Origin of the sequence: Curtobacterium sp. MCBA15_012, from assembly GCF_001864935.2 — a bacterium.
Taxonomy (GTDB): domain Bacteria; phylum Actinomycetota; class Actinomycetes; order Actinomycetales; family Microbacteriaceae; genus Curtobacterium.
This window is the reverse complement of record NZ_CP126267.1, coordinates 3,206,409-3,227,661: the sequence shown is the minus strand read 5'-3', so window position 1 is coordinate 3,227,661 and position 21,253 is coordinate 3,206,409. Positions and strand designations below refer to the sequence as shown.

The 21,253-nt window shown below is 73.5% G+C and carries 18 protein-coding genes; 11 read left to right on the top strand and 7 right to left on the bottom strand.

Annotated features, from left to right (window positions below):
- The first annotated feature begins 14 nt into the window (after positions 1-14).
- Positions 15-4,247 (top strand): FtsK/SpoIIIE domain-containing protein, encoded by a 4,233-nt coding sequence (locus QOL15_RS14945; protein ID WP_071246199.1) that lies wholly within the window; start codon positions 15-17, stop codon positions 4,245-4,247.
- A 463-nt stretch (positions 4,248-4,710) separates the two neighbouring features.
- Here QOL15_RS14945 and QOL15_RS14940 read toward each other — a convergent pair whose 3' ends face one another.
- The 3 genes from QOL15_RS14940 to QOL15_RS14930 are packed head-to-tail and all read right to left on the bottom strand — an operon-like array spanning position 4,711 to position 8,429.
- Positions 4,711-6,741: a serine/threonine-protein kinase gene (locus QOL15_RS14940; protein WP_071246201.1), complete on the bottom strand. Its 2,031-nt coding sequence runs from the start codon at positions 6,739-6,741 to the stop codon at positions 4,711-4,713.
- 48 nt (positions 6,742-6,789) lie between these two features.
- Positions 6,790-7,746: a mycothiol synthase gene (mshD, locus tag QOL15_RS14935; RefSeq protein WP_071246203.1), complete on the bottom strand. Its 957-nt coding sequence runs from the start codon at positions 7,744-7,746 to the stop codon at positions 6,790-6,792.
- Positions 7,746-8,429: a response regulator transcription factor gene (locus QOL15_RS14930; protein ID WP_065963267.1), complete on the bottom strand. Its 684-nt coding sequence runs from the start codon at positions 8,427-8,429 to the stop codon at positions 7,746-7,748. The genes mshD and QOL15_RS14930 overlap by 1 nt, the downstream gene beginning before the upstream one ends.
- Before the next feature lie 105 nt (positions 8,430-8,534).
- On the opposite strand from QOL15_RS14930, the gene QOL15_RS14925 reads away from it, so the two are divergent.
- The 3 genes from QOL15_RS14925 (at position 8,535) to QOL15_RS14915 (ending at position 10,818) form a co-directional block, all read left to right on the top strand.
- Complete coding sequence (locus tag QOL15_RS14925) at positions 8,535-8,816, top strand: hypothetical protein (RefSeq protein ID WP_083393883.1); 282 nt, start codon at positions 8,535-8,537, stop codon at positions 8,814-8,816.
- A gap of 335 nt (positions 8,817-9,151) precedes the next feature.
- On the top strand, positions 9,152-9,754 hold the full coding sequence (locus QOL15_RS14920) for an FABP family protein (protein ID WP_065965104.1): 603 nt from the start codon (positions 9,152-9,154) through the stop codon (positions 9,752-9,754).
- Positions 9,754-10,818, top strand: a complete 1,065-nt coding sequence (locus tag QOL15_RS14915) for a folate-binding protein YgfZ (protein ID WP_071249274.1) — start codon at positions 9,754-9,756, stop codon at positions 10,816-10,818. The genes QOL15_RS14920 and QOL15_RS14915 overlap by 1 nt, the downstream gene beginning before the upstream one ends.
- 83 nt (positions 10,819-10,901) lie before the next feature.
- On the opposite strand, the gene QOL15_RS14910 is transcribed toward QOL15_RS14915, so the two are convergent.
- Entirely contained in the window at positions 10,902-11,678 is a 777-nt protein-coding gene (locus QOL15_RS14910) for an SAM-dependent methyltransferase (protein ID WP_071249271.1), read from the bottom strand.
- Positions 11,679-11,721: 43 nt separating this feature from the next.
- Between QOL15_RS14910 and QOL15_RS14905 the strand changes: the two genes are divergently transcribed.
- Positions 11,722-12,468 (top strand): phosphoglyceromutase, encoded by a 747-nt coding sequence (locus QOL15_RS14905; protein WP_065965110.1) that lies wholly within the window; start codon positions 11,722-11,724, stop codon positions 12,466-12,468.
- A gap of 160 nt (positions 12,469-12,628) precedes the next feature.
- On the opposite strand, the gene QOL15_RS14900 is transcribed toward QOL15_RS14905, so the two are convergent.
- Together QOL15_RS14900 and phoU are read right to left on the bottom strand one after the other, a co-directional pair.
- On the bottom strand, positions 12,629-13,174 hold the full coding sequence (locus QOL15_RS14900) for an ATP-binding protein (protein ID WP_175473116.1): 546 nt from the start codon (positions 13,172-13,174) through the stop codon (positions 12,629-12,631).
- A 134-nt stretch (positions 13,175-13,308) separates the two neighbouring features.
- Positions 13,309-13,980, bottom strand: coding sequence for a phosphate signaling complex protein PhoU (phoU, locus tag QOL15_RS14895; RefSeq protein ID WP_065962458.1), 672 nt, complete (start codon positions 13,978-13,980; stop codon positions 13,309-13,311).
- A gap of 158 nt (positions 13,981-14,138) precedes the next feature.
- On the opposite strand from phoU, the gene QOL15_RS14890 reads away from it, so the two are divergent.
- Both QOL15_RS14890 and QOL15_RS14885 read left to right on the top strand, forming a co-directional pair.
- Positions 14,139-15,305, top strand: a complete 1,167-nt coding sequence (locus QOL15_RS14890; RefSeq protein WP_071249268.1) for a cell wall metabolism sensor histidine kinase WalK — start codon at positions 14,139-14,141, stop codon at positions 15,303-15,305.
- Positions 15,302-15,982 (top strand): response regulator transcription factor, encoded by a 681-nt coding sequence (locus QOL15_RS14885; protein ID WP_065962456.1) that lies wholly within the window; start codon positions 15,302-15,304, stop codon positions 15,980-15,982. Before QOL15_RS14890 ends, QOL15_RS14885 begins: the two co-directional genes overlap by 4 nt.
- Before the next feature lie 155 nt (positions 15,983-16,137).
- Here QOL15_RS14885 and QOL15_RS14880 read toward each other — a convergent pair whose 3' ends face one another.
- Positions 16,138-16,797 carry a hypothetical protein gene (locus QOL15_RS14880; RefSeq protein WP_065962454.1) on the bottom strand — a complete coding sequence of 220 codons (660 nt, stop codon included), beginning with the start codon at positions 16,795-16,797 and terminating at the stop codon, positions 16,138-16,140.
- Positions 16,798-16,957: 160 nt separating this feature from the next.
- Here QOL15_RS14880 and QOL15_RS14875 point away from each other — a divergent pair, with 160 nt between their 5' ends.
- The 4 genes from QOL15_RS14875 (at position 16,958) to rlmB (ending at position 21,228) form a co-directional block, all read left to right on the top strand.
- Positions 16,958-17,440 (top strand): CarD family transcriptional regulator, encoded by a 483-nt coding sequence (locus QOL15_RS14875; RefSeq protein WP_017888066.1) that lies wholly within the window; start codon positions 16,958-16,960, stop codon positions 17,438-17,440.
- Between the two features lie 51 nt (positions 17,441-17,491).
- Positions 17,492-18,652: a 2-C-methyl-D-erythritol 4-phosphate cytidylyltransferase gene (ispD, locus tag QOL15_RS14870; protein ID WP_083394116.1), complete on the top strand. Its 1,161-nt coding sequence runs from the start codon at positions 17,492-17,494 to the stop codon at positions 18,650-18,652.
- Between the two features lie 127 nt (positions 18,653-18,779).
- Positions 18,780-20,189, top strand: a complete 1,410-nt coding sequence (gene cysS / locus QOL15_RS14865) for a cysteine--tRNA ligase (protein WP_065962449.1) — start codon at positions 18,780-18,782, stop codon at positions 20,187-20,189.
- A gap of 28 nt (positions 20,190-20,217) precedes the next feature.
- On the top strand, positions 20,218-21,228 hold the full coding sequence (gene rlmB / locus QOL15_RS14860; RefSeq protein ID WP_065962447.1) for a 23S rRNA (guanosine(2251)-2'-O)-methyltransferase RlmB: 1,011 nt from the start codon (positions 20,218-20,220) through the stop codon (positions 21,226-21,228).
- Positions 21,229-21,253: the final 25 nt, after the last annotated feature.

The window sequence follows — 21,253 nt, the reverse complement described above, 5'->3', positions numbered from 1 at the left end:
GAGAGGACCACCCCGTGCGCGTGCTGATCGAGCTCGACGACCGACGCGAGACCGTCGAGGTCGACGGGTGGGCGCCGACGGCCACGATCGGACAGCTCGTCACGGCGGTCGTCGGGCACACCCTCACCGGTGACGACGCACTGGCGGTCGACGGACACCGGACGAGTCCGGACACCCCGCTGGGGGACCTCGTGCTCCTCGAGGGATCTCGGATCGCCCGGACCGTCGAGGAGCGGCCGCGCCCCCTCGACGGCTGGACGGTCACGCTCGCGGGCGGACTCGACGCCGGGCTGGTCCTGCCGGTGCCGAACAACCGTCGCCTCGTGGTCGGACGTTCCCCCCAGGCCGACGTGGTGCTGCCGACCGAGAGCGCTTCGTGGGAGCACTGCACCGTCGAACTCGAGGACGACGGTGTCCGGGTCCGTGACGCCGGCTCGACGAACGGCACGGTCATCGCGGGCGAGCGGATCGACGAGGACGGCGTCCTGCTGACCGGAGCGACGAGCGTCATCGTGGGCGGTGCCGTGCTGCTGGTGCGTCCCGATCTCACGGAGACCACGGTGCCGGCAGCGGGTTCGCTGCCGAACCTCACCCCGGCGGCCACCGCCCCGTTCAACCGGCCGCCCCGGCCCGGTCGCATCACCGATGTGGAGACCGTGACCCCGCCGACGCGACGCGACGTCGCACCGGCCTCCAAGTTCAGCTGGATCACCGTCGCGGCACCCCTCGTGCTCGCCGGCGCGATGGTCCTGCTCCTCGGTGACGCCCGGTTCGCCTTGTTCGCCCTGCTCAGCCCCGTGACGGCGATCGGGATGTGGTTCGAGCAGAAGCACCGACGCGCGAAGAACCTCAAGGAGGAGGAGACCCGCTTCGCCGAGGCGGTCGAGTCGTTCCGCGGCGAGATCACCGCCACGGCCGCGGTGGAGGCGGCCCGGCGGCAGGAACTCGTGCCCGATCCGGCGACCGTGGTGCGCCGTGCGCTCCTCCCGACCACGGCTCTCTGGCAGCGCCGTTCGGCCGACGACGACTTCCTCAGCCTCCACGCCGGGACGGGCGATGCTCCCTGGCGTCCCGAGGTGGACCAGCGAGCCGCATCCGCCAAGCTCGAGGACGAGGCCAAGGCCGCCATCGGCGACAGCCGACTGACGGCGGCTCCGGTCGTGGCCGACCTGTCCGACGCGGGCGTCGTCGGCATCGTCGGGGACCGCGACGGTGCGCTCGCCCTGGCCAGGAGCCTCCTGGCGCAGGCGGCCGTGCACTGCGGGCCGGCGGACCTGACGGTCGGGGTGTTCTGCGACCGGGGCCGCGAGGAGGACTGGTCCTGGGCCTCCTGGCTCCCGCACACGCGCGTCGCGGGCAGCAGTACGGGCGCCCGGTGGATGTCGGCACAGCGCGACCAGAGCGCGGCTGTGCTCCGGGGCCTGCGCGAACAGCTCGAGGCGCTGCCGACCCCGAACCTGCTCGTCGTCATCGACTCCGAGGTCCTCACCGAGGGGCGCGACGCTCCCGCGCGCAACCTCCTCGGCGAGGGCAGGACGGTCCCGGGCGCCTCGCTCCGCCCCGGTGAGCGCCGCCAGCGGGTCAGCGGGATCGTCATCGCGACGAACGAACAGCAGCTCCCGGCGTCCTGTACCACGATCGTGACGGTCGCCGCGGACGCCGCAGCCACCGTCTACCGGCCGGAGGACCGCACCCGCGTCGAGGACGTCGTGCTGGCCGGCCTCAGCGCCCGCACCGCCGAGCGGACGGCCCGGGCCGTCGCCCACTTCGACGACCCCGAGCTCACCGTGCCCGGGGCATCCCTGCCCGCCCTGGTCCGACTGCCCGAGCTCCTCGGGATGGACGAGGGCCCCACCGTCGCCGGGGTCCGCGCCGCGTGGGACACCCGGACCGGTACGTCGACGCCCATCGGCTCGTCGGAGTCCGGCGTCCTCGAGATCGACCTGGTCCGGGACGGTCCGCACGGCCTCGTCGGCGGCACGACCGGTTCCGGCAAGAGCGAGTTCCTGCGGTCCCTCGTCGCGGGGCTCGCGGCCCGCAACGACCCGACCCGGCTGAACTTCCTGCTCGTCGACTTCAAGGGCGGGGCCGCGTTCGCCGCCTGTGAGCGGCTCCCGCACACCATCGGCACGATCAGCAACCTCGACGAGCAGCTCGCCGACCGCGCGATCCGTGCCCTGGAGGCCGAACTCGAACGGCGGCAGCGCGTCTTCGCGAGCGCCGGTGCGGACATCGACAACCTCGACGCCTACCTGGCGACCCGCCCGACCGAGCCGATGCCCCGGCTGCTGTTCGTGGTCGACGAGTTCGCGATGCTGGCCAAGGAGTTCCCCGACGTCCTGACCTCGCTCGTCGCCATCGCCGCCGTCGGCCGGACCCTGGGCGTGCACATGGTCCTCGCGACGCAGCGTCCGGCGGGCGTCGTCAGCGAGGACATCCTGGCGAACACGAACCTCCGGGTCGCCCTGCGCGTGCAGAGCCGCGAGGACTCGACCAACGTCATCGGTGTGCCGGTCGCGGCGGGCATCGGTCGGCAGCAGACCGGTCGCGCGTTCGTGAAGCTCGGCCAGGACGACATCACGCCGGTGCAGACCGCGCTCGTCACCGGCCGTGCCCGCGACCAGCGTGCGGAGCAGGACGTCACGGTCCGCGCCACCGACGTCTTCGGCGTCCCCGCCCCGGCTCCCGCGCCCGCTGCGAGCGCGTCGGACGACACCGACCTCGACGTCCTCATCGACGCGATCCGGCAGGCGAACGACGCCGCCGGGTACGCGCCGCCGCGGCCGATCTGGCCCGAGGCGCTCGGGGAGCGTGTCGACCTCGACGCACTCCCCGCGGCGAGCGGCATCGTGCCGGTGGCCCTCGCCGACGACCCGGACCACCAGCGGCAGATCGCCGGCGGCTGGGACCTGTCGGAGGGCAACCTCATGCTCATGGGGATCCCGGGCAGCGGGACGAGCACGGCGCTGACCTCGATCGCCCTCCAGGCCGCCCGGACCACCGACCCCGCCGAGCTCGACCTGCTCGTGCTCGACATGGGCGCGGGCGACCTCGCACCGCTCGCCCGGCTCCCGCACACCACCGCGTACGTGGGTTCCGGCCCGGGCGCGGGGGAGCTGCAGGCCCGTTTCCTCCGACACCTGCGCGCCGACCTCGAGCGTCGCCGCGCATCGCCGGGCGGACGACGCGCGCTCGTCCTGATCGACGGGCTCGCCGCCCTGCGTGACGAGTACCAGGACTTCGAGGGGCAGCAGCTCCTCGACGCGCTGTACCGCGTCTACGCGGAGGGGCCGGCGCTCGGGATCTCGTTCGCGGTCTCGACGACGCGCGCGAAGGCGGTCCCCTCGGCGATGGACGAGGTCACGACGCAGAAGTGGATGTTCCGCCTCGCCGACCCCTACGACTACGCGTCGATCGGCGTGCGCCCGAAGGACGTCCCGCCGCCCGTGCCCGGCCGGTTCATCGACTCGGCCACGAAGCTGCAGAGCCACGTTGCCACGCCTGCCGTGCCCCTCGACCGGGCGGTCGCCGACGTCGCCGCAGCCTGGCCGGACGCCGCCGCCAAGCCGAGCGCGGTCGGACGCCTGCCCGACGCCGTGAGCGTGCGCGACCTCGCCACCCGCGCGCAGTTCGGGACCGAACCGTGGCGCATCCCGGTCGGCATCGCGGAGGACGACCTCGGCACCGCCGTCCTCGAGGTCTACGACGGCGAGCACGTCCTGGTCGCCGGACCTGCCCGCTCCGGCAAGTCGACGGTGCTCCTCGCCATGGCGGACCTGGCCCGCTCGGCGGAGGGTGTCCGTCCGGCCGTCTGGGCGATCTGCGATCGACGTTCGCCCCTCGCCGACGCACCCCTCGACCGCGTGGCCGTCGGCGCGGACGAGGTGCCCGCGCTGCTCGCCGGGCTCCGGATCGAGCGCGGCCCCGTCCTGCTCCTCATCGACGACGCGGAACGCTTCGAGGACGGCGACCAGGGGATCGCGTCGCTGCTCACGACGGAGCGGCCGGGCCTCTGCGTCGTCGCGGCCGGGCGTTCGGTCGACCTGCGGACGCTCTACAACCACTGGACGCGGACCGTCCGCAAGGCGCGCTGCGGTCTCCTGCTGCAGCCCGACGTCGACTACGACGGCGAGCTCCTGGGCGTCGCCCTGCCGCGCCGGGCGCCCGTCGCACTGACCGCCGGGCGCGGGTACGCCACGTCGGGCGGTTCGGTGCGGCTCGTGCAGGCGGCGTCCCCGGCCTCCTGAGGCACGTCGCCTCCCGGGACGACGGACTCCCGTCGTGCCGGGAGGCGCGGCGCAACCCCGTCCGACGGCCTCGGCCGGACGGGCGAGGCCGGTCGGGTGAGGCCGGTCGGGCGAGGCCGGTCGGGTGAGGCCGGTCGGGCGAGGCCGGTCGGTCGGGCGTGCGTACCGGTGGGCAGGCTCGGCGCGCAACCGCGCGTCCGGTCCGAAGGCGCGCTGCGGCTCCGCCACGCGGCTCCAGTCGGGTGGTCGTCGCGGTCGGGAGGCGCGCTGCGGCTCCGCCACGCGGCTCCGGTCGGGTGGTCGTCGCGGCCGGGAGGCGCGCTGCGGGCCGGCCACGCGCCTCCGGTCGGGTGGTCGTCGCGGTCGGGAGGCACGCTGCGGCCCCGCCACGCGCCTCCGACCAGTCCGGGGCCCGGCCGAACAGGCGGGCGACCCGGCTGGAGCAGCCCGCCCGCGCCGCCGCCTACGCCTGGTCGCGCGTCGTGATCCCGAACGGCGAGCTCTCGAGGTCGCGGAAGTTCCCCACGGTCGCCCGCACGGTGCACGACGGCGCCACCGACAGTGCGGTGACGACGAGCCCGTCCGACGACACCGCGAGCGCGCCCGAGCACCCGTCGGAGAACCGCACGCCGGACTCCCCACCGGCCACGTCGGTGAGCATCTGCGACGGCGCCCCGCTCGCCGGACTGCGGTACAGCGGGTTGAGGTCGTCCGCGCCGCTCGGCCACACCGGCACGAGCGTCACGGGCAGCGTCGTCTGGCTGACGGTGCGGTCGGGGGTCCGCACCTCGATGCCCTGCAGACGTTGCACCGGGTAGGCCGTGCCGGCGACGGAGCGGTCGGTCACCGCCTCGGTGGTGGCCGCCCCGGCGGTGTCGAGCCACTGCTGCAGCGCCGCCTGGTCGGTGACCCCGCGCAGCGCGACGGTCGCCTCGACGGTGAGCTCCTGGTCGGCGGGCACGACCACGTCGGACACGGTCCACGAGCAACGCGCGTCGACCCCCGTCAGCGAGGGCTGGTTCCGCGCGCCGGAGACCCCCTCGCCGCTCCAGGTCACCGCGGGGCAGTCGGCCCGGTCGTCGACGCCGGGCAGCACCTCGAGCAGGTCGCCCCGCAACGGGACCGACTGCGCGGCGTAGGTGATCGCGACCTGGACGGTGCCGCGCTCGGGGTCGATCGTGGCCTTGCGGGTCGTGGCGAGTCCGGTGGGCAGCGGCCGGTCCTGCTGGTACGCGCTGCCGGCCTGCGCGGTCGCTGCGCCGCCGGGACGGTCGCGCCCGCCGAGGGCACCGGGCAGCCAGACGACGCCACCGACGACGAGGGCCGCGACGAGCACCACGCCGAGGGCACCGAGCCCGACCATCCGGTTCGTCAACCAGTCCGGGCGCTGCCACCGACGACGTTCGGGAGTCTCGGGCTCCCGGACGGCGGGGAGCGGGGGACGCGCGAGCGGCCGGATGACGGTCTCGGAGCCGGCGGTGCCGAGGTCGGGGGCCGGACCGAGGTCCGCGGCGACGGGAGCGACCGCCGCTGCGTCCTGGTCGGGTCGGGCGCCCCGGACGACGGTGGCGGGTCGCTCGACCTCGGCGAAGGAGTCCGGGTCGGTGGCCGGGGCGAGCGCGGGGGCGTCCGACAGGGCTCGTGCGAGGCGACGCAGGGTCGCGGCGGCCTCGGTCGCGGCCGGACGGGCACCGGGGTCCTTCGCGAGCAGCGCGGACAGCGTCGACCACAGCGCGTCGGGGACCTCGAGCCGGGGCGGGTCGCTGGTCACGTGCCGGTACGCGACCGCGAAGTCGGTGCCGGGCCCGGCGAACGGCGTGCGGCCCGCGAGGAGTTCGTAGAGCATGACCCCGGCGCCGTAGACGTCGGCGGCGGGACCGGACCGGCCGTGGCTGATCGACTCGGGCGCCATGTACTGCGGCGTCCCGAGCAGCCCGGTGGTGGTGCGCTCCCGGTCGGCGACCACCGACGCGATGCCGAAGTCCGACACCCGGACGAGTCCGGTCGCTCCGGGAGCCCACCCGTCCGCGAGCAGGACGTTGTCGGGCTTGACGTCACGGTGGGTGACGTCCTGCGCGTGTGCTGCCGCCAGCGCGTCGAGCGTCTCCGCCGCGATGGTCAGGGCGTCGCGCGGGGGCAGGGTGCCGGACGCGGCGAGCAGGTCGCGCGCCGAACCCCCGCCGACCAGGTCCATGACGATCGCGAGCCGGTCGCCCTCGACCACGAGGTCGCGGACGCGCACGATCGAGGGGTGCTGCAGTCCGAGCAGCACGGTGCGCTCCCGGACGAATCGTTCGACGATCGCCGGGTCGGCGGCGAGCTCGGCACGGAGGAGCTTGGCGGCGACGTGCTCGCCGGTCGCGGTGTGCTCGGCGCGCCAGACCTCGCCGGTGGCACCGGTGCCGAGCAGGTCGACCAGGCGGTACGAGGCGCCGAGCGGCTCGCCGCGGCCGTACTGCGCCTGACCGTGCTGCGCCTGGCCGTCTTCAGCCACGGTCCACCCCCGGATGCCTGTGGTCGACCCCTCGCCGACCGCGCCATGTTACCGGCCGGAGGGCGCCCCGTACTGGACGTCGACCGCGTGCTGTGTGAAACCCGACCGCTGGTACAGGGCGAGTGCCGGGACGTTGTCACCCTCGACGTACAGCGCCGCTGCCTCGAGCCCGCGCCCGACCAGTCGTGCGGCACCGGCGCGCATCAGCACGCCGCCGAGTCCGCGTCCCTGCTGGTCCGGGCGGACGGCCACGGCGTAGAACTCGCCGATGCCGTCCTCGACCTTGAGCCAGCACGACCCGACCAGTGCGCCGTCGGCGTCGCGGAGGAGCAGCAGGTCGTCCCCCGAGAACCACGGCTCGGCCTCGCGGGCACGGAGGTCCTCGAGGGTCATCCGGCCCTGCTCGGGGTGGTGCGCGAAGGCGGCGGCGTTCAGCTGCAGCCAGGCGTCCTCGTCCTCGGGCTCCCCGGGGCGGAACGCCGACAGGGAACAACCATCGGGCAGACCGGGGTCGCTCGGTTCGTCGGCGATCGGCGCCCGGAGCTGCAGCAGCGTCCGCACCGCGGTCCAGCCGTGACGCGCCGCCAGGGCCCGCGCGGCGGGGTGGTCACCGTGCGCCCACGCGAGCCGCGGCGCGGAAGCGGTCCCGGTCCCGGTCGCAGCCCCGGACGCGGACGCGGACCCGGTCGTGGACCCGGACCCTGGTGCAGCGGTGCTGCCGACGGCCACGTCGTCAGCGGCCGCGTCGTCCGGTGCCGCGCCGTCCGCGGCCCCGCCGCCCAGGGCGAGCGCCTGCGTGACGAGCGCCGTCCCGACGCCGCGGCCACGGGCCTCCCGGGCGACCACGAGTTCGAGCTCACCGTCACGGACCACCGCGACCCCGCGATCGTCGCCGAGCACCGTCGCGCGGCCGGCGCGCACGTCGACCAGGGTCTGGTCGGAGAACGGGGGTGCCTCGCCGGCCGCCGCCGACGCGGCGGCGAGGAGCTCGACGACCGCGAGCACTAGCGGGCCGCCAGCCGGTCGGCCTCGTCGTCGTACACGTTGAAGCGGTAGCCCACGTTGCGCACGGTGCCGATGAGCGACTCGAGGTCACCGAGCTTGGCGCGCAGGCGTCGGACGTGCACGTCGACCGTGCGGGTGCCGCCGAAGTAGTCGTAGCCCCAGACCTCGCTGAGCAGCTGTTCGCGCGTGAAGACCCGGGAGGGGTGGCTCGCGAAGAACCGCAGGAGCTCGAACTCCTTGAACGTCAGGTCGAGCGGCCGTCCGCGCACCTTGGCGGAGTAGCTCGCCTCGTCGATGACGACGCCCGAGGCCTGGATCTTCGAGCCGGACGGGTTCTTCGACGCGCGGCCCGTGGTGAGGCGGATGCGCGCGTCGACCTCGGCGGGGCCGGCGGTCTCGAGCACGACGTCGTCGACGTTCCACTCGCTGTTGACCGCGGTCAGCCCGCCCTCGGTGACCACGAGCACGATCGGTGTCGTCGAGCCGCTCGTGGCGAGGATCTTGCACAGCGCCTTGGCGCTCACGAGGTCGGTCCGGGCGTCCACGAACATGAGGTCGCTCTGCGGGGCGTTCACGAGCTGCGCGGCCTCGGCCGGGACGTGACGGATCCGGTGGCTCAGCAGGCCGAGGCTCGGCAGGACGTCGCCGGGCGCGGCCGAGGTGAGTACCAGGAGCTGGGCCACAGGACCTCCAGAGCGTGGGGGAGTCGTGGACACATCCTAGTGATGTGCCGGGCCCCGCCCGCCCGGACCAGCCCGCTCCGGAGCCGGTGCTGCCATGATGGGCGCGTGAGCGAGACGGACCAGCCCCTCGACCAGCGCCGCCTGCGGCTGACGTCGGTGCTGCCGGTGTGGGTGCTCGCGGTCGTCGGCGCCGTGCTCGTGCTGGCGCTCACGCAGAAGGACTCCTTCGCCTGGTTGCTCCTGGTGTTCGTGCTCTGCGTGCTCGTCAGCTTCGTGCTGCAGCTCATCACCGCGACGAAGGACGGGTTGGTCGAGCGGATCAGCATCGCCTCGTCCGGGGCGTTCGTGGTCGTGCTCGTGACGGCGGTCGTCCTGCTGCTGCGCTGAGCACAGCCCCACCGCCGCGCCGCCCCCGCGGAACCGCGCTGCCCCACCGCGCCGCCCCCACCGCCGCGCCGCGCCCACCGCCGCGCCGCGCCCACCGCCGCGCCGCGCCCACCGCCGCGCCGCGCCCACCACCGCGCCGCCCCCACCGCCGCGCCGCCCCCACCCCCGCGCCGCGCCGCCCCCCGCCCTGGCGCCGTCAGGCGTCCCGCGTAGACTCGGCACATGGATTCGCTGCTTGCGCTCGAGCTCTTCTACGTGGGCCTCCTGGGCCTGGCGTCGCTCGCGATCGCGTTCATCTCGGTCGTCGTCGTCGTCAAGCTGTTCAAGGGCCAGCGGTGATCGAACTCCCCGAGGGCCTCGCCCCCGAGCTCGTCCCGCTGTCCTGGCTCGTCGGCGTCTGGGAGGGCACCGGCGTGGTCGAGTACCCCGTCGGTGACGAGGACGAACCGCGCAAGTACGAGTTCGGGCAGCGCATCAGCTTCAGCCACGACGGCCTGCCCTACCTGAACTACTCCTCGACCAGCTGGCTCCTCGACGACGAGCACACGCCGCTGGCCGCCGAGATGGGCTACTGGCGCATCGACCGACCCAGCGAACCGGGCGACCGCGGCCCGGCGATGCTGCTCGGCGACGGCCCGACCCCGTTCACCACGGTCGAGAGCGTCGAGGCGCTGCGGAACACGACCGACGGATTCGACGTCGAGGCCGCGATCATCCACCCCACCGGCGTCAACGAGCTCTACGTGGGCCGCGTCAAGAAGGGTCGCATCGACCTCGCGACCGACGCCGTGATGCGCTCGCCGAACGCCAAGGACTACTCCGCCGCGACGCGCCTGTACGGCCTCGTCGAGGGCAAGCTCTTCTGGGCCTGGGACATCGCCGCGCTCGGGCAGCAGCTCACCTCGCACGCCTCGGGGCAGCTCGCGAAGGTCGACTGATGGGCGTCTTCGCCGACCGCCTCGGCTTCGTCGGCACGGACGCCGGCCCGGCAGCGCACTTCGGCAACCCCGTGGGCGAGCAGCGCGCACTGGCCGCCGGTCGTGCGGTCGTCGAACTCGGCCTCGGCGTCGTCACGGTCACCGGCCCGGACCGCCTGTCCTGGCTCAACTCGATCACCTCGCAGCTCCTGACCGGGCTCACACCCGGCACGTCGACCGAGACGCTCGTGCTCGACGCCTCCGGCCGCGTCGAGCACGCCGCGCGGGTCGTCGACGACGGTGCGACCACCTGGCTCCTCACCGAGGCGGACGACGCCGCACCGCTCGCCGCGTGGCTGACGTCGATGCGCTTCATGCTCCGCGTCGAGGTCGCGGACCGCTCGGGCGACTTCGTCACCCTCGGCGGCTTCGGCACGGCGGTCCCCGCCGACGCGGTCGTCGAGTGGGCCGACCCGTGGTCGTCCGTCACGCCCGGCGGGTGGGGCTACGCCGCCCTGGAGGCCCACCCCGCCTCCGACTGGACCCTCCGTGTCGCCGTGGTCACCCCGGACGCCGCTGCCGAGGTGGCCGCGTCCGACGTGCCCGTCGCGGGGCTCCTCGCGCTCGAGGCCCTGCGGATCGCGGCCTGGCGTCCCGCCCTGTCCGACGTCGACGAGCGGACGATCCCGCACGAGCTCGACTGGCTCCGCTCGGCCGTGCACCTGTCGAAGGGCTGCTACCGGGGCCAGGAGACCGTCGCGAAGGTGCACAACCTCGGTCGTCCGCCGCGGCGCCTCGTGATGCTGCACCTCGACGGGTCGGACGGGGTGCTGCCGGTCCCCGGGACGCCCGTGCTCGACGGTGACAAGGAGGTCGGTCGCCTCAGCGCCGCCGCCCTGCACCACGAGCTCGGACCGGTCGGACTCGCGGTCGTCAAGCGCTCGCTCGACCCGACCGCGACGCTGCGACTCGTCGTGGACGACGTGGTCGTGACCGCGGCGCAGGAGACCATCGTGCCGACCGACGCGGGCGCCACCGCCGACGTCCCGCGGCTGCCCCGGCTCGGAGCCGTCCGCCGCTCGTGAACCCGGCCGGCCGGTGGACCCGGCCCGCCGGTGAACCGGGCCCGCCGGTGAACCGGGTCCGCCGGTGAACCGGGTCCGCCGGGTCAGGCCGGAGCGACCGCCGACCACGGGACGCTGAGCTCCCCGAGCCGCCAGCGGGACACCCCGTGCAGCACCGGCCAGCCGCGGTCGCGCATCCCGTGCACCGTCGCGATCCACCGCTGCCGCGGGCCGTACGTGCCGAGCGGTGCCGCCACCGCCCAGGCCAGGTCGAGGTCCCGGAGGAACGCGTGCACCCGCTCCCCGGGCACGTTCCGGTGGATGAGTGCCTTGGGCAGCCGTTCGGCCACGACCGAGGGGACGTCGAGTCCGGCGAGCCGGAGCGACACCGTGAAGGTGTGCGGCGCGTGCTCGTCGAGCGTCACCCAGGACGCCACCCGGCCGACCTCGTTGCAGGTGCCCTCGACGAGCGCCCCGCCCGGCTGCAGGCGGTCCTGCATGATCCGCCACGAGTCGACCACGGCGGACTCGTCGTACTGCCGCAGCACGTTGAACGCCCGGATCACGGCGGGACGGCGGTTCTTCCCCGGGGTCGGTGTCTCGAAGCCCCCGAGCCGGAAGGTGACACCGTCGCGGGTGCCGGCGTTCGCCAGGGCCACCCGGGCCGGTTCGATCTCGATCCCGGTGACCTCGACGTCGGGACGGACGCGGGCCAGCCGGTCCCGCAGCTCGAGCGTCGTGGTCGGCCGGGCGCCGTACCCGACGTCGGCCACGAGCGGGTCGTCGGAGCGGCGGAGGGCCGGCAGCGACGCGATCCACCGGTCGACCCGGCGGAGTCGGTTGACCCCCGTGGTCCCGCGCGTGACGTTCCCGATGGGCATGGGACCAGGCTACGGGGCCGACCTCGCTCGGTAGACTCGGCGCATGACCTCCACGCTCGTCCTGCTCCGTCACGGCAACAGTGACTGGAACCAGAAGAACCTGTTCACCGGTTGGGTCGACGTCCGGCTCAGCGAGCTGGGCGAGAAGGAGGCGAAGCGCGCCGGCGAGCTCATCGCCGGGTCGGGCATCGTGCCGGACGTCCTGTACACGTCGCTCCTCACCCGTGCGATCCAGACCGCCGACATCGCCCTGCTCGAGGCCGACCTCGCATGGCTGCCGGTCAAGCGCGACTGGCGCCTCAACGAGCGCCACTACGGCGACCTCCAGGGCAAGGACAAGGCGCAGACGCTCGAGCAGTACGGCGAGCAGCAGTTCATGGAGTGGCGTCGCTCGTTCGACGTCCCGCCGCCCCCCATCGCCGACGACGCCGAGTTCTCGCAGGCCGGCGACCGCCGCTACGCCGACCTCGGCGACCAGCTGCCCCGGACCGAGTCGCTCAAGCTCGTGATCGACCGGCTGCTGCCCTACTGGGAGTCCGACATCACGAAGGACCTCGGCGCGGGCAAGACGGTCCTCGTCACGGCGCACGGCAACTCGCTGCGCGCGCTCGTGAAGCACCTCGACGGCATCTCCGACGACGACATCGCGGCCCTGAACATCCCGACGGGCATCCCGCTCGTGTACGAGCTCGACGACGACTTCCGTCCGACGAAGCCCTCGTACTACCTCGACCCCGAGGCTGCTGCCGCCGGTGCCGCCGCGGTCGCCGCGCAGGGCGCCAAGAAGTAGCAGTTCCCTCCACGCCGAAGCGACAGTCCGCCGCGGAACATCCGCGTCGGACTGTCGCTTCCGCGTTGCAGACAGGCTGCAGGGCGTCGAGTCCGCGCGTTGCAGCGGACCAGCCGGAGCGGCCAGCCGGAGCAGACCGGAGCGGAAGGGCCGGAGCGCCTCAGACGAAGTGCGAGGCGATCTCCTGCACGAGGGCGCCGACGTCGTACGGCCGCGCCGTGTCCACCCGGACGACGGGCACGCCGGGCAGCGCGACCGGGCCCGCGTCGCCGTGCTCGTCCCAGAAGGCCAGCAGGTCGGCGAGGTCGCCGTGCACCTCGTGGCGCACCGGCACGGTGCCCGGGTCGTAGCGGTCCCGCAGCCGTTCCTCGGCGGTCGCGCGGTCGACGTCGCACCACACCTCGACGGCGCGGGGCGACCCGGCGGACGTGAGCCCCGCCTCCAGGCGGTCCCGGTCACGTGACGGGAGCCAGACGGCGTCGAGGACGACCCCGTTCTCGACGGCCCGCGCCATCGACCACATCGTGTCCATCGCGATGCCGCCGAGCGGACGCGAAGCGATCATCGGACCGACGAGGTCGGCGAGGGGTTCCTTGATGCGGTCCTTCGACAGGAAGGGGCACCCGAGCACCTCGGCGAGGGCGGCCCCCACCGTGGTCTTGCCGGAGCCGGGCATCCCGTTGACGACGATCGCGACCTGAGCCATGCCCCGATCCTCCCGTCCCCGCCGCCCCATCGCAAAACGCGACGGGACCCGCCCGGTCGCGGAACGCGACGGACCCCCGCCCGGTCGCGGAACGCGACGGGACCCCGCCCCGTCGCAGAACGCGACGGCCCCCGTCAGGCCGGGGACACCGTCACCGACGCCGCACCCGTCCAGTCGCCCGTCGCCAGGTACTCGACCTTCTTGGCGATCGACACCGCGTGGTCGGCGAACCGCTCGTGGTACCGCGAGGCCAGGGTCGCGTCGACCGTGTCGATCGGGTTGCCCTTCCAGGTCTCGCCGAGCACGAAGTCGAAGACGCTCGCGTGCAGCTCGTCGACCTGGTCGTCCTCGTCGCGGATCTCCGCGGACAGGGCGATGTCCTCGGTCGCGAGCAGCCGGGTGAGCTTCTGCGCCATCGCGACGTCGTGCGCGCCCATCTGCTTGAACGTGCCGCGGAGGCCCTTCGGCACGACCTTCTCGGGGAAGCGCTGGCGGGCGAGCTGGGCGATGTGCTCGGCCATGTCGCCCATGCGCTCGAGCGAGGAACTGACGCGCAGTGCGGTGACGACGACACGGAGGTCGCGGGCCACCGGTGCCTGGCGGGCCAGGATGTCGATCGCGATCTCGTCGAGGCTGTTCGCCGCCGCGTCGATCTTCGCGTCGTCGGCGATGACCTCCTCGGCCAGCGCGACGTCGGACTCGCTGAACGCCTGGGTCGCTCGGGTGATGGCGGACTCGACGAGCCCGGCGATCTCGGTCAGACGCTCTTGGACGTCCTGGAGTTCCTGCTGGAAGACTTCGCGCATGGGGGATGTGCCTCTCTGATGCGTACCGGTCGAGTGTCGTCAGGTCAGGTGAACGAACGGTGACGTGCGGCTGAACGCTTCGCTTCCCGGCCCCGGAACCACACGTGTGCGGGGTGGACGGCGTCGGAACGGGGCGTGACGATCCCTACACTGACGGCATGGACAACGCGTGGCTCGTGCCACTGTCGATGCTCCTCGGCGGGGTCTTCGGCGCGGGTGTGGTGGTGCTGGTCATCACCGCCGAGCGCACGGCCCGGGCAGCCGACGTGGCGGAACGCACCCTGCCCGACGGCGTCGCCGCGGTCATCGCCACGATGCACAACCCGGCCGTGGTCGTCGACCCCTCGAACACGGTCGTGGCCGCGTCGCCGCAGGCACTGACGGTCGGACTCGTCGTGCGCCGCAAGCTCGTGCACCGCGAGCTCGCCGACCTGGTCGACCGGGTGCGCCGGAGCGGGGAGATGGCGTCGGAGGACCTCGAGCTCTCCCGCGGACGGGGCAGCGACCAGATCGGCTACCTCAGCTTCCGCGCGGCCCAGCTCGGCAACCGGTACGTGCTCGTCACCGCGGACGACCTGACCGAGAGCCGGCGCATCGACGAGGTCCGACGGGACTTCGTGGCGAACATCTCGCACGAGCTGAAGACCCCGATCGGTGCCATCGGTCTGCTCGCCGAGACCCTCGTGGTCGCGGCCGACGACCCCGAGCACGTGAAGAAGTTCGCCTCGCAGCTCATCACCGAGTCGGAGCGCCTGGGTGCCCTGACGAAGGACATCATCGAGCTCTCCCGCCTGCAGTCCGTCGACACGCTCGAGAACAGCGAGGAGACCGGCATCGACAAGATCGTGCAGGCCGCCGTCGACGCGAACGAGGTCGTCGCCCGCGCCCGCGACATCGAGATCGTCCGGGCGAAGCGCTCGAAGCTCCGCGTGATGGGCGACCCCGTGCTCCTGCAGGTGGCCGTGTCGAACCTCATCGCCAACGCGGTGAAGTACTCGCCGGACCACACCCGCGTCGGCGTCGGCGTCCGCTCGGCGAAGGGGTTCGTCGAGATCGCCGTCACCGACCAGGGCGTCGGCATCCCCGAGGCCGACCTCGACCGCGTGTTCGAGCGGTTCTACCGCGTCGACCCGGCGCGGTCGCGCGCGACCGGGGGCACCGGCCTCGGTCTCGCCATCGTCAAGCACGTCGTCGGCAACCACGGCGGCGACGTGCGCGTGTGGTCGCAGCCCGGCAAGGGCTCGACCTTCACGATCCGCCTGCCCGAGGCGGATCCCGAACTCACCACCGCACTCGAAGAGCAACTGGAAGAGCAGCCATCGTGACCAAGATCCTCATCGTCGACGACGAGCCGGCCCTGAGCGAGCCCCTGGAGTTCCTGCTGCAGCGGGAGGGGTACGAGACGGCCGTCGCGGCCGACGGCATCACCGCGCTGTCGAAGTTCGACGCCGAGAGCCCGGACCTCGTGCTGCTCGACCTCATGCTGCCGGGCCTGAGCGGCACCGAGGTGTGCCGGCAGATCCGGACGCGCTCGAACGTGCCGATCATCATGCTGACCGCGAAGGACTCCGAGGTGGACATCGTCGTCGGGCTCGAGCTCGGCGCCGACGACTACGTCACGAAGCCGTACTCGACGCGCGAGCTGCTGGCGCGCCTCCGTGCGGTGCTGCGCCGTCGCACCGAGGACGACCCGGGCGACAGCGGCATCCTGCAGGTCGGGGGCATCCGGATGGACGTCGAGCGGCACACGGTGTCGGTGGACGGCTCCGAGACGCCGATGCCGCTCAAGGAGTTCGAGCTCCTCGAACTGCTCCTCCGCAACGCCGGTCGGGTGCTCACCCGTGGGCAGCTCATCGACCGGGTCTGGGGCTCCGACTACTTCGGCGACACCAAGACGCTCGACGTGCACATCAAGCGGATCCGCTCGAAGATCGAGCGTGTGCCGAGCACGCCCGAGATCCTGGTGACCGTGCGCGGTCTCGGCTACCGCATCGAGGGCTGAGCCCGTCGGGTGCCCGGGTGACCCGGTCGGCGCACGTCGGTCGGGTGGTCGGGTGGCCACGCACTGGAGGCCCGGTGCCGGTCCGTGGGACCGGCACCGGGCCTCCGGTGCGTGCGTGGGCGCGGGGCGCGACGTGGCGCGCGCCGCCCGCGGTGTCAGTTGCTGCCGCTGTCGCCCTCGGACGAGTCGGTCTGCGAGCCGGACTGCGTGCCCGGGGCGGTCGCGGCGCCGGTGGGCTCGGTGCCCGTACCGGCCGCGCCCTCGATGCCGGAAGCCGGGGTGCGGGTGCTCGTCGGGGTGGGCGACGGGGCCAGGGTGCGGTACTCCTCGAGCGAGCTGGTGAGGACCGGGACGCTCGCGGAGACGCCCTCGGCGCCGGAGTACGAGAAGTACGTCTTCACGAGCGAGCCCGGACGCGCGTCGGCGCCGTCGAAGACGACCTCCTGCGAGCCCGCGGCCTTCGAGCCCTGGGCCGTGCTGCCCTGCTGCGTGCTCGAGCCCTCGGTCGGGTCGGCCGTCGGGGTGTTCGAGCCGAGGTCGCGACGGCTGCCCGCGGGGATGACGACCGTCTGGGTGTCGCCGCCGAGCTCGATCGAGAGCGTGATGTCCTTCGACTCGTCCGTGTTGACCACCGTGCCGACGAAGCGGGCGTCCTCGCCGCGGTCGGAGATGAAGAGGGCGTTGCGGATGTCGAGCTTGCCGGTCGAGACGTTCACGCCGTCGGTGATCTGCTTGATCTCCTTGGTGTGCGCGGGCGACATGAACTCGCAGCCGGTGGCGCCGAGCGCGATGGTTGCCGCAACGGCGACGGACACGAGTACCCGAGCTCGCAAGAGATTCCTCCGGAAGATCACGATGGTGGACCGGACGGTCCGACGCCCATCCTACCGATCAGCCGGGAGCGGGTCCGCCCAGGCCCCTCTGCCCGAGGAGCCCTTGTGGTAAACTGGGGGTTCTGGGAACGGAGCCTGATACATGCAATTCGAGGTCGGCGAGACCGTCGTCTACCCCCACCACGGGGCGGCAACCATCTCTGAAGTGAAGACTCGCGTCATCAAGGGCGAGGAGAAGGTCTACCTGAAGCTCCGCGTCACGCAGGGCGACCTGACGATCGAGGTCCCGGCGGACAACGTCGACCTGGTCGGCGTCCGCGACGTGATCGGCAAGGAAGGCCTCGACAAGGTCTTCGAGGTCCTGCGGGCACCGTTCACCGAGGAACCGACCAACTGGTCGCGTCGCTACAAGGCGAACCTCGAGAAGCTCGCTTCCGGTGACGTCATCAAGGTGTCCGAGGTCGTCCGCGACCTGTGGCGCCGTGACCAGGACCGCGGGCTCTCCGCCGGTGAGAAGCGCATGCTGGCCAAGGCCCGGCAGATCCTCATCTCCGAGCTCGCCCTGGCCGAGAAGACCGACGAGGACAAGGCATCGACCGTCCTCGACGAGGTCCTCGCCTCGTAGCGCGGACCGCAGCTGGACGACACCACGACGACCGCCCTGCTCCCCGATCGGGTGAGCAGGGCGGTCGTCGTCGTCGCGGCGGGTTCCGGCACGCGGCTCGGCATCGGTGACGCCAAGGCCTTCGTGCCCGTCGCCGGCGAGCTCATGCTGACCCGGGCGGTCCGCACGGTGTTCACGCTGGCGGAACCGACCGCCGTGGTCGTCGTCGCGCCGGCCGCCCGGCTCGACGAGTGCCGCGCGCTCGTCGCGGCGGTCGCCGGTCCCGCGGTGCACCTGACCGCGGTCGTCCCCGGGGGAGCCGACCGGCACGCGTCGGTGCAGGCGGGCCTCGACGCGCTGCCCGACGGCGTCGAGCTCGTCGGCGTGCACGACGCCGCGCGGTGCCTGACCCCGGCCGCGCAGTTCGACGCCGTGTTCGACGCCGCCCGTGCCACGGGGGACGGTGTCGTGCCGGCCCTGCCCGTGACCGACACCGTGAAGCGCGTCGAGGGCGACCTGGTCGTCGAGACCGTCGACCGGTCGGCGCTCGTGGGGGTGCAGACGCCCCAGGTGTTCCCGCTCGGGGCGCTGCGGTCGGCGTACGCCGTGGCGCAGCGGGCGGAGACGGACGACGCCGGGGTGTTCCGCGCCGCGGGCGGCACGGTGCGCACGGTCCCCGGCGACGCAGACGCGTTCAAGATCACCACCCGCTGGGACCTCGCCCGCGCCGAGGCGGTCGTCGCCTCCCGTGCCGGGAACGTGCCCGCGGTGCGGGTCGGCCTCGGCGTCGACGTGCACGCCTTCGACGCCGCGAGCCCGTGCCGCGTCGGGCTCCTCGACTTCCCCGGTGAGCCGGGCCTGTCCGGGCACAGCGACGGCGACGCGGTCGCGCACGCGGTCTGCGACGCCCTGCTCTCCGCCGGCGGCCTCGGTGACATCGGCGGACGGTTCGGCACGGCCGACCCGCGGTACGCCGGCGCGACCGGGGACGTCTTCGTGCGGGGTGCGGTGGAGCTGCTCGCCGGGGCCGGACTCGTGCCGACGGGCGTCACCGTGCAGGTCGTCGGCAACCGGCCGCGGATCGGTGCCCGTCGCGCCGAGATGCAGGACGCCCTCGCGGCGGTCGTCGGCGCACCGGTCGCGGTGTCCGGCACGACGACGGACGGCCTCGGCTTCACCGGACGGGGCGAGGGGCTCGCCGCGATCGCGACGGCCGTGGTCCGCCCCGCCTGAGCGCCGCCCCGCCTGAGGCACCGCCCCGCCTGGGCGCCGCCCCGCCTGAGCACCGCCCGGGTGGTCCGTCTTCTCGCGCCCGGCCTGCCCCCGTCACGGGTCCCGGGCGACGTCCTAGGCTTGCCGTGTGACCGTACGCCTCCACGACTCCCGTGCCGCTGCCGTCGTCGACCTCGTCCCGCTGGTCGACGGACAGGTGAGCATGTACGTGTGCGGGCCCACGGTGCAGTCGTCGCCGCACATCGGCCACCTGCGGTCCGCCCTGGTGTACGACATCTGGCGTCGCTGGCTGACCTACCGCGGGTACCGCGTGACCCTGGTCCGGAACGTCACCGACATCGACGACAAGGTCCTCGACCTGTCCGCGGGCACCGACGAGCCGTGGTTCGCGCGGGCGTACCGCGTCGAACGGGAGTTCACCGCCGCGTACGACGCCCTGGGCATCCTGCCGCCGACGTACGAGCCGCGGGCGACCGCGAGCGTGCCGCAGATGCACGACATCATCACGCGGTTGCTCGAGCGCGGGCACGCCTACGTCGCCGCCGACGACTCCGGCGACGTCTACTTCGACACCGGCAGCTGGCCGTCCTACGGCGACCTGACCCGGCAGCGCCGCGAGGACATGGTGGACGCGGCCGACGCCGACCCGCGCGGCAAGCGGGACCCGCGGGACTTCGCGCTCTGGAAGGGCGCCAAGCCCGGTGAGCCCGCGACCGCCACCTGGGACTCGCCCTGGGGTCCCGGTCGCCCGGGCTGGCACATCGAGTGCTCGGCGATGAGCCGCCGGTACCTCGGGCCGGCGTTCGACGTGCACGGCGGCGGGCTCGACCTCCGGTTCCCGCACCACGAGAACGAGCTCGCGCAGTCCACCGCCGCGGGGGACGCGTTCGCCTCGTACTGGCTGCACAACGGCCTCGTCACGGTCGAGGGCCAGAAGATGTCGAAGTCCCTCGGCAACTCGATCTTCGCCGCCGACTTCCTCGCCGCCGCACGGCCGCAGGTCGTCCGGTACTTCCTCGGCGCCGCGCACTACCGCTCGTCGATCGACCACCACGACGGCTCCCTGGCCGAGGCCGAGGCCGCGTACGACCGCATCGAGGGGTTCCTCGCACGTGCGGCGGAGCGGCTCGAGGGCGTCACGCTACGGGACGCCCCGGCCGTGCCCGAGGCCTTCGCGGCGGCCATGGACGACGACCTCTCGGTGCCCCAGGCGCTCGCCGTGCTGCACGAGACCGTCCGTGCCGGGAACGCCGCCCTGGATGCGGACGGTGCGGAAGCGCTCGGGAGCGCGTACCATCAGGTGGTTGCGATGGTCGAGGTCCTCGGCATCGACCCGCGAGCGGCACACTGGTCGACCGGTGGTCAGGACACCTCGGCCGCCCCGCTCGCCGCACTCGTCGAACGCCTCGTCCAGGAACGCGCCGACGCCCGTGCCGCACGGGACTTCACCACCGCGGACCGCGTGCGCGACGACCTCGCAGCCGCGGGGATCACCATCGAGGACACCGCAGCAGGAACACGCTGGAGCATCGCCTGACAACGGCCGTGCCGGACAGGAGAGAGCAATGAAGAACGTCTCGGGGAGCAGGAAGGGTCGGCCCGGCGCCGTCCGCTCCGGCCGCAAGGGCAACAAGCAGGTCGGCTCCGGCGGCCAGGGCGCGCAGGCGCTCGAGGGTCGCAAGCCCACGCCGAAGGCCGAGGACCGGCCGTACCACCCCGCCGGCAAGCGCAAGGCGGCGAAGGAGCGCTTCGACGCCGCCCGCGGGCGGCACGGTGCGTCGAGCACGCCGCAGCAGCGCACCGGCCGTCCGCCGCAGCGCAAGAGCGACGACTCCGAGCTGGTCACCGGCCGCAACTCGGTGCTCGAGGCCCTGCGCACGAAGACCCCGTCGACGACGCTGTACATCGCGTCGCGCATCGAGGTCGACGACCGCGTGAAGGAGATCCTGGCGCTCGCGAACCACCGCGGTGTGCCGATCATGGAGATCATGCGGCCGGAGCTCGACCGCATCACCGGGCACGACAGCGTCCACCAGGGCGTCGCGCTCAAGGTGCCCGCCTACGAGTACGCCGTCGCCGAGGACGTCGCCGAGCGCGCGTTCGCCCGTGACGAGGTACCGCTCATGGTGGCCCTCGACGGCATCACCGACCCGCGGAACCTCGGTGCGATCATCCGGTCCACCGCGGCGTTCGGCGGCCACGGCGTGATCGTGCCGCAGCGTCGTTCGGTCGGCGTCACCGCGTCGGCGTGGAAGACCTCGGCCGGCGCCGCGGCCCGGCTCCCCGTCGCGATGGCCCCGAACCTGACCCAGACGCTCAAGTCGCTCAAGTCGATGGGGCTGTTCGTCCTCGGGCTCGACGGCGACGGCGACGTGCAGCTCGACGCGCTCGAGCTGGCCGACCGTCCGATCGTGGTCGTCGTCGGCTCGGAGGGCAAGGGCCTGTCGCGCCTCGTCACCGAGACCTGCGACGCGATCGTCTCGATCCCGATCTCGAGCGCGACCGAGTCGCTCAACGCGGGCATCGCGGCGAGCGTCACCCTGTGGGAGGTCGCCCGGCGCCGTCGCGCCGAGTAGCGCCTGCCCGACCACAGGAGGCCCG

Excerpts from the sequence above, each read along its gene's own strand:
- QOL15_RS14890 (WP_071249268.1), top strand. The coding sequence starts at position 14,139 with ATGGACAACGCGTGGCTCGTGCCACTGTCGATGCTCCTCGGCGGGGTC.
- QOL15_RS14910 (WP_071249271.1), bottom strand. The coding sequence starts at position 11,678 with ATGCCCATCGGGAACGTCACGCGCGGGACCACGGGGGTCAACCGACTC.
- QOL15_RS14905 (WP_065965110.1), top strand. The coding sequence starts at position 11,722 with ATGACCTCCACGCTCGTCCTGCTCCGTCACGGCAACAGTGACTGGAAC.
- rlmB (WP_065962447.1), top strand. The coding sequence starts at position 20,218 with ATGAAGAACGTCTCGGGGAGCAGGAAGGGTCGGCCCGGCGCCGTCCGC.
- QOL15_RS14915 (WP_071249274.1), top strand. The coding sequence starts at position 9,754 with ATGGGCGTCTTCGCCGACCGCCTCGGCTTCGTCGGCACGGACGCCGGC.
- QOL15_RS14900 (WP_175473116.1), bottom strand. The coding sequence starts at position 13,174 with ATGGCTCAGGTCGCGATCGTCGTCAACGGGATGCCCGGCTCCGGCAAG.
- QOL15_RS14875 (WP_017888066.1), top strand. The coding sequence starts at position 16,958 with ATGCAATTCGAGGTCGGCGAGACCGTCGTCTACCCCCACCACGGGGCG.
- phoU (WP_065962458.1), bottom strand. The coding sequence starts at position 13,980 with ATGCGCGAAGTCTTCCAGCAGGAACTCCAGGACGTCCAAGAGCGTCTG.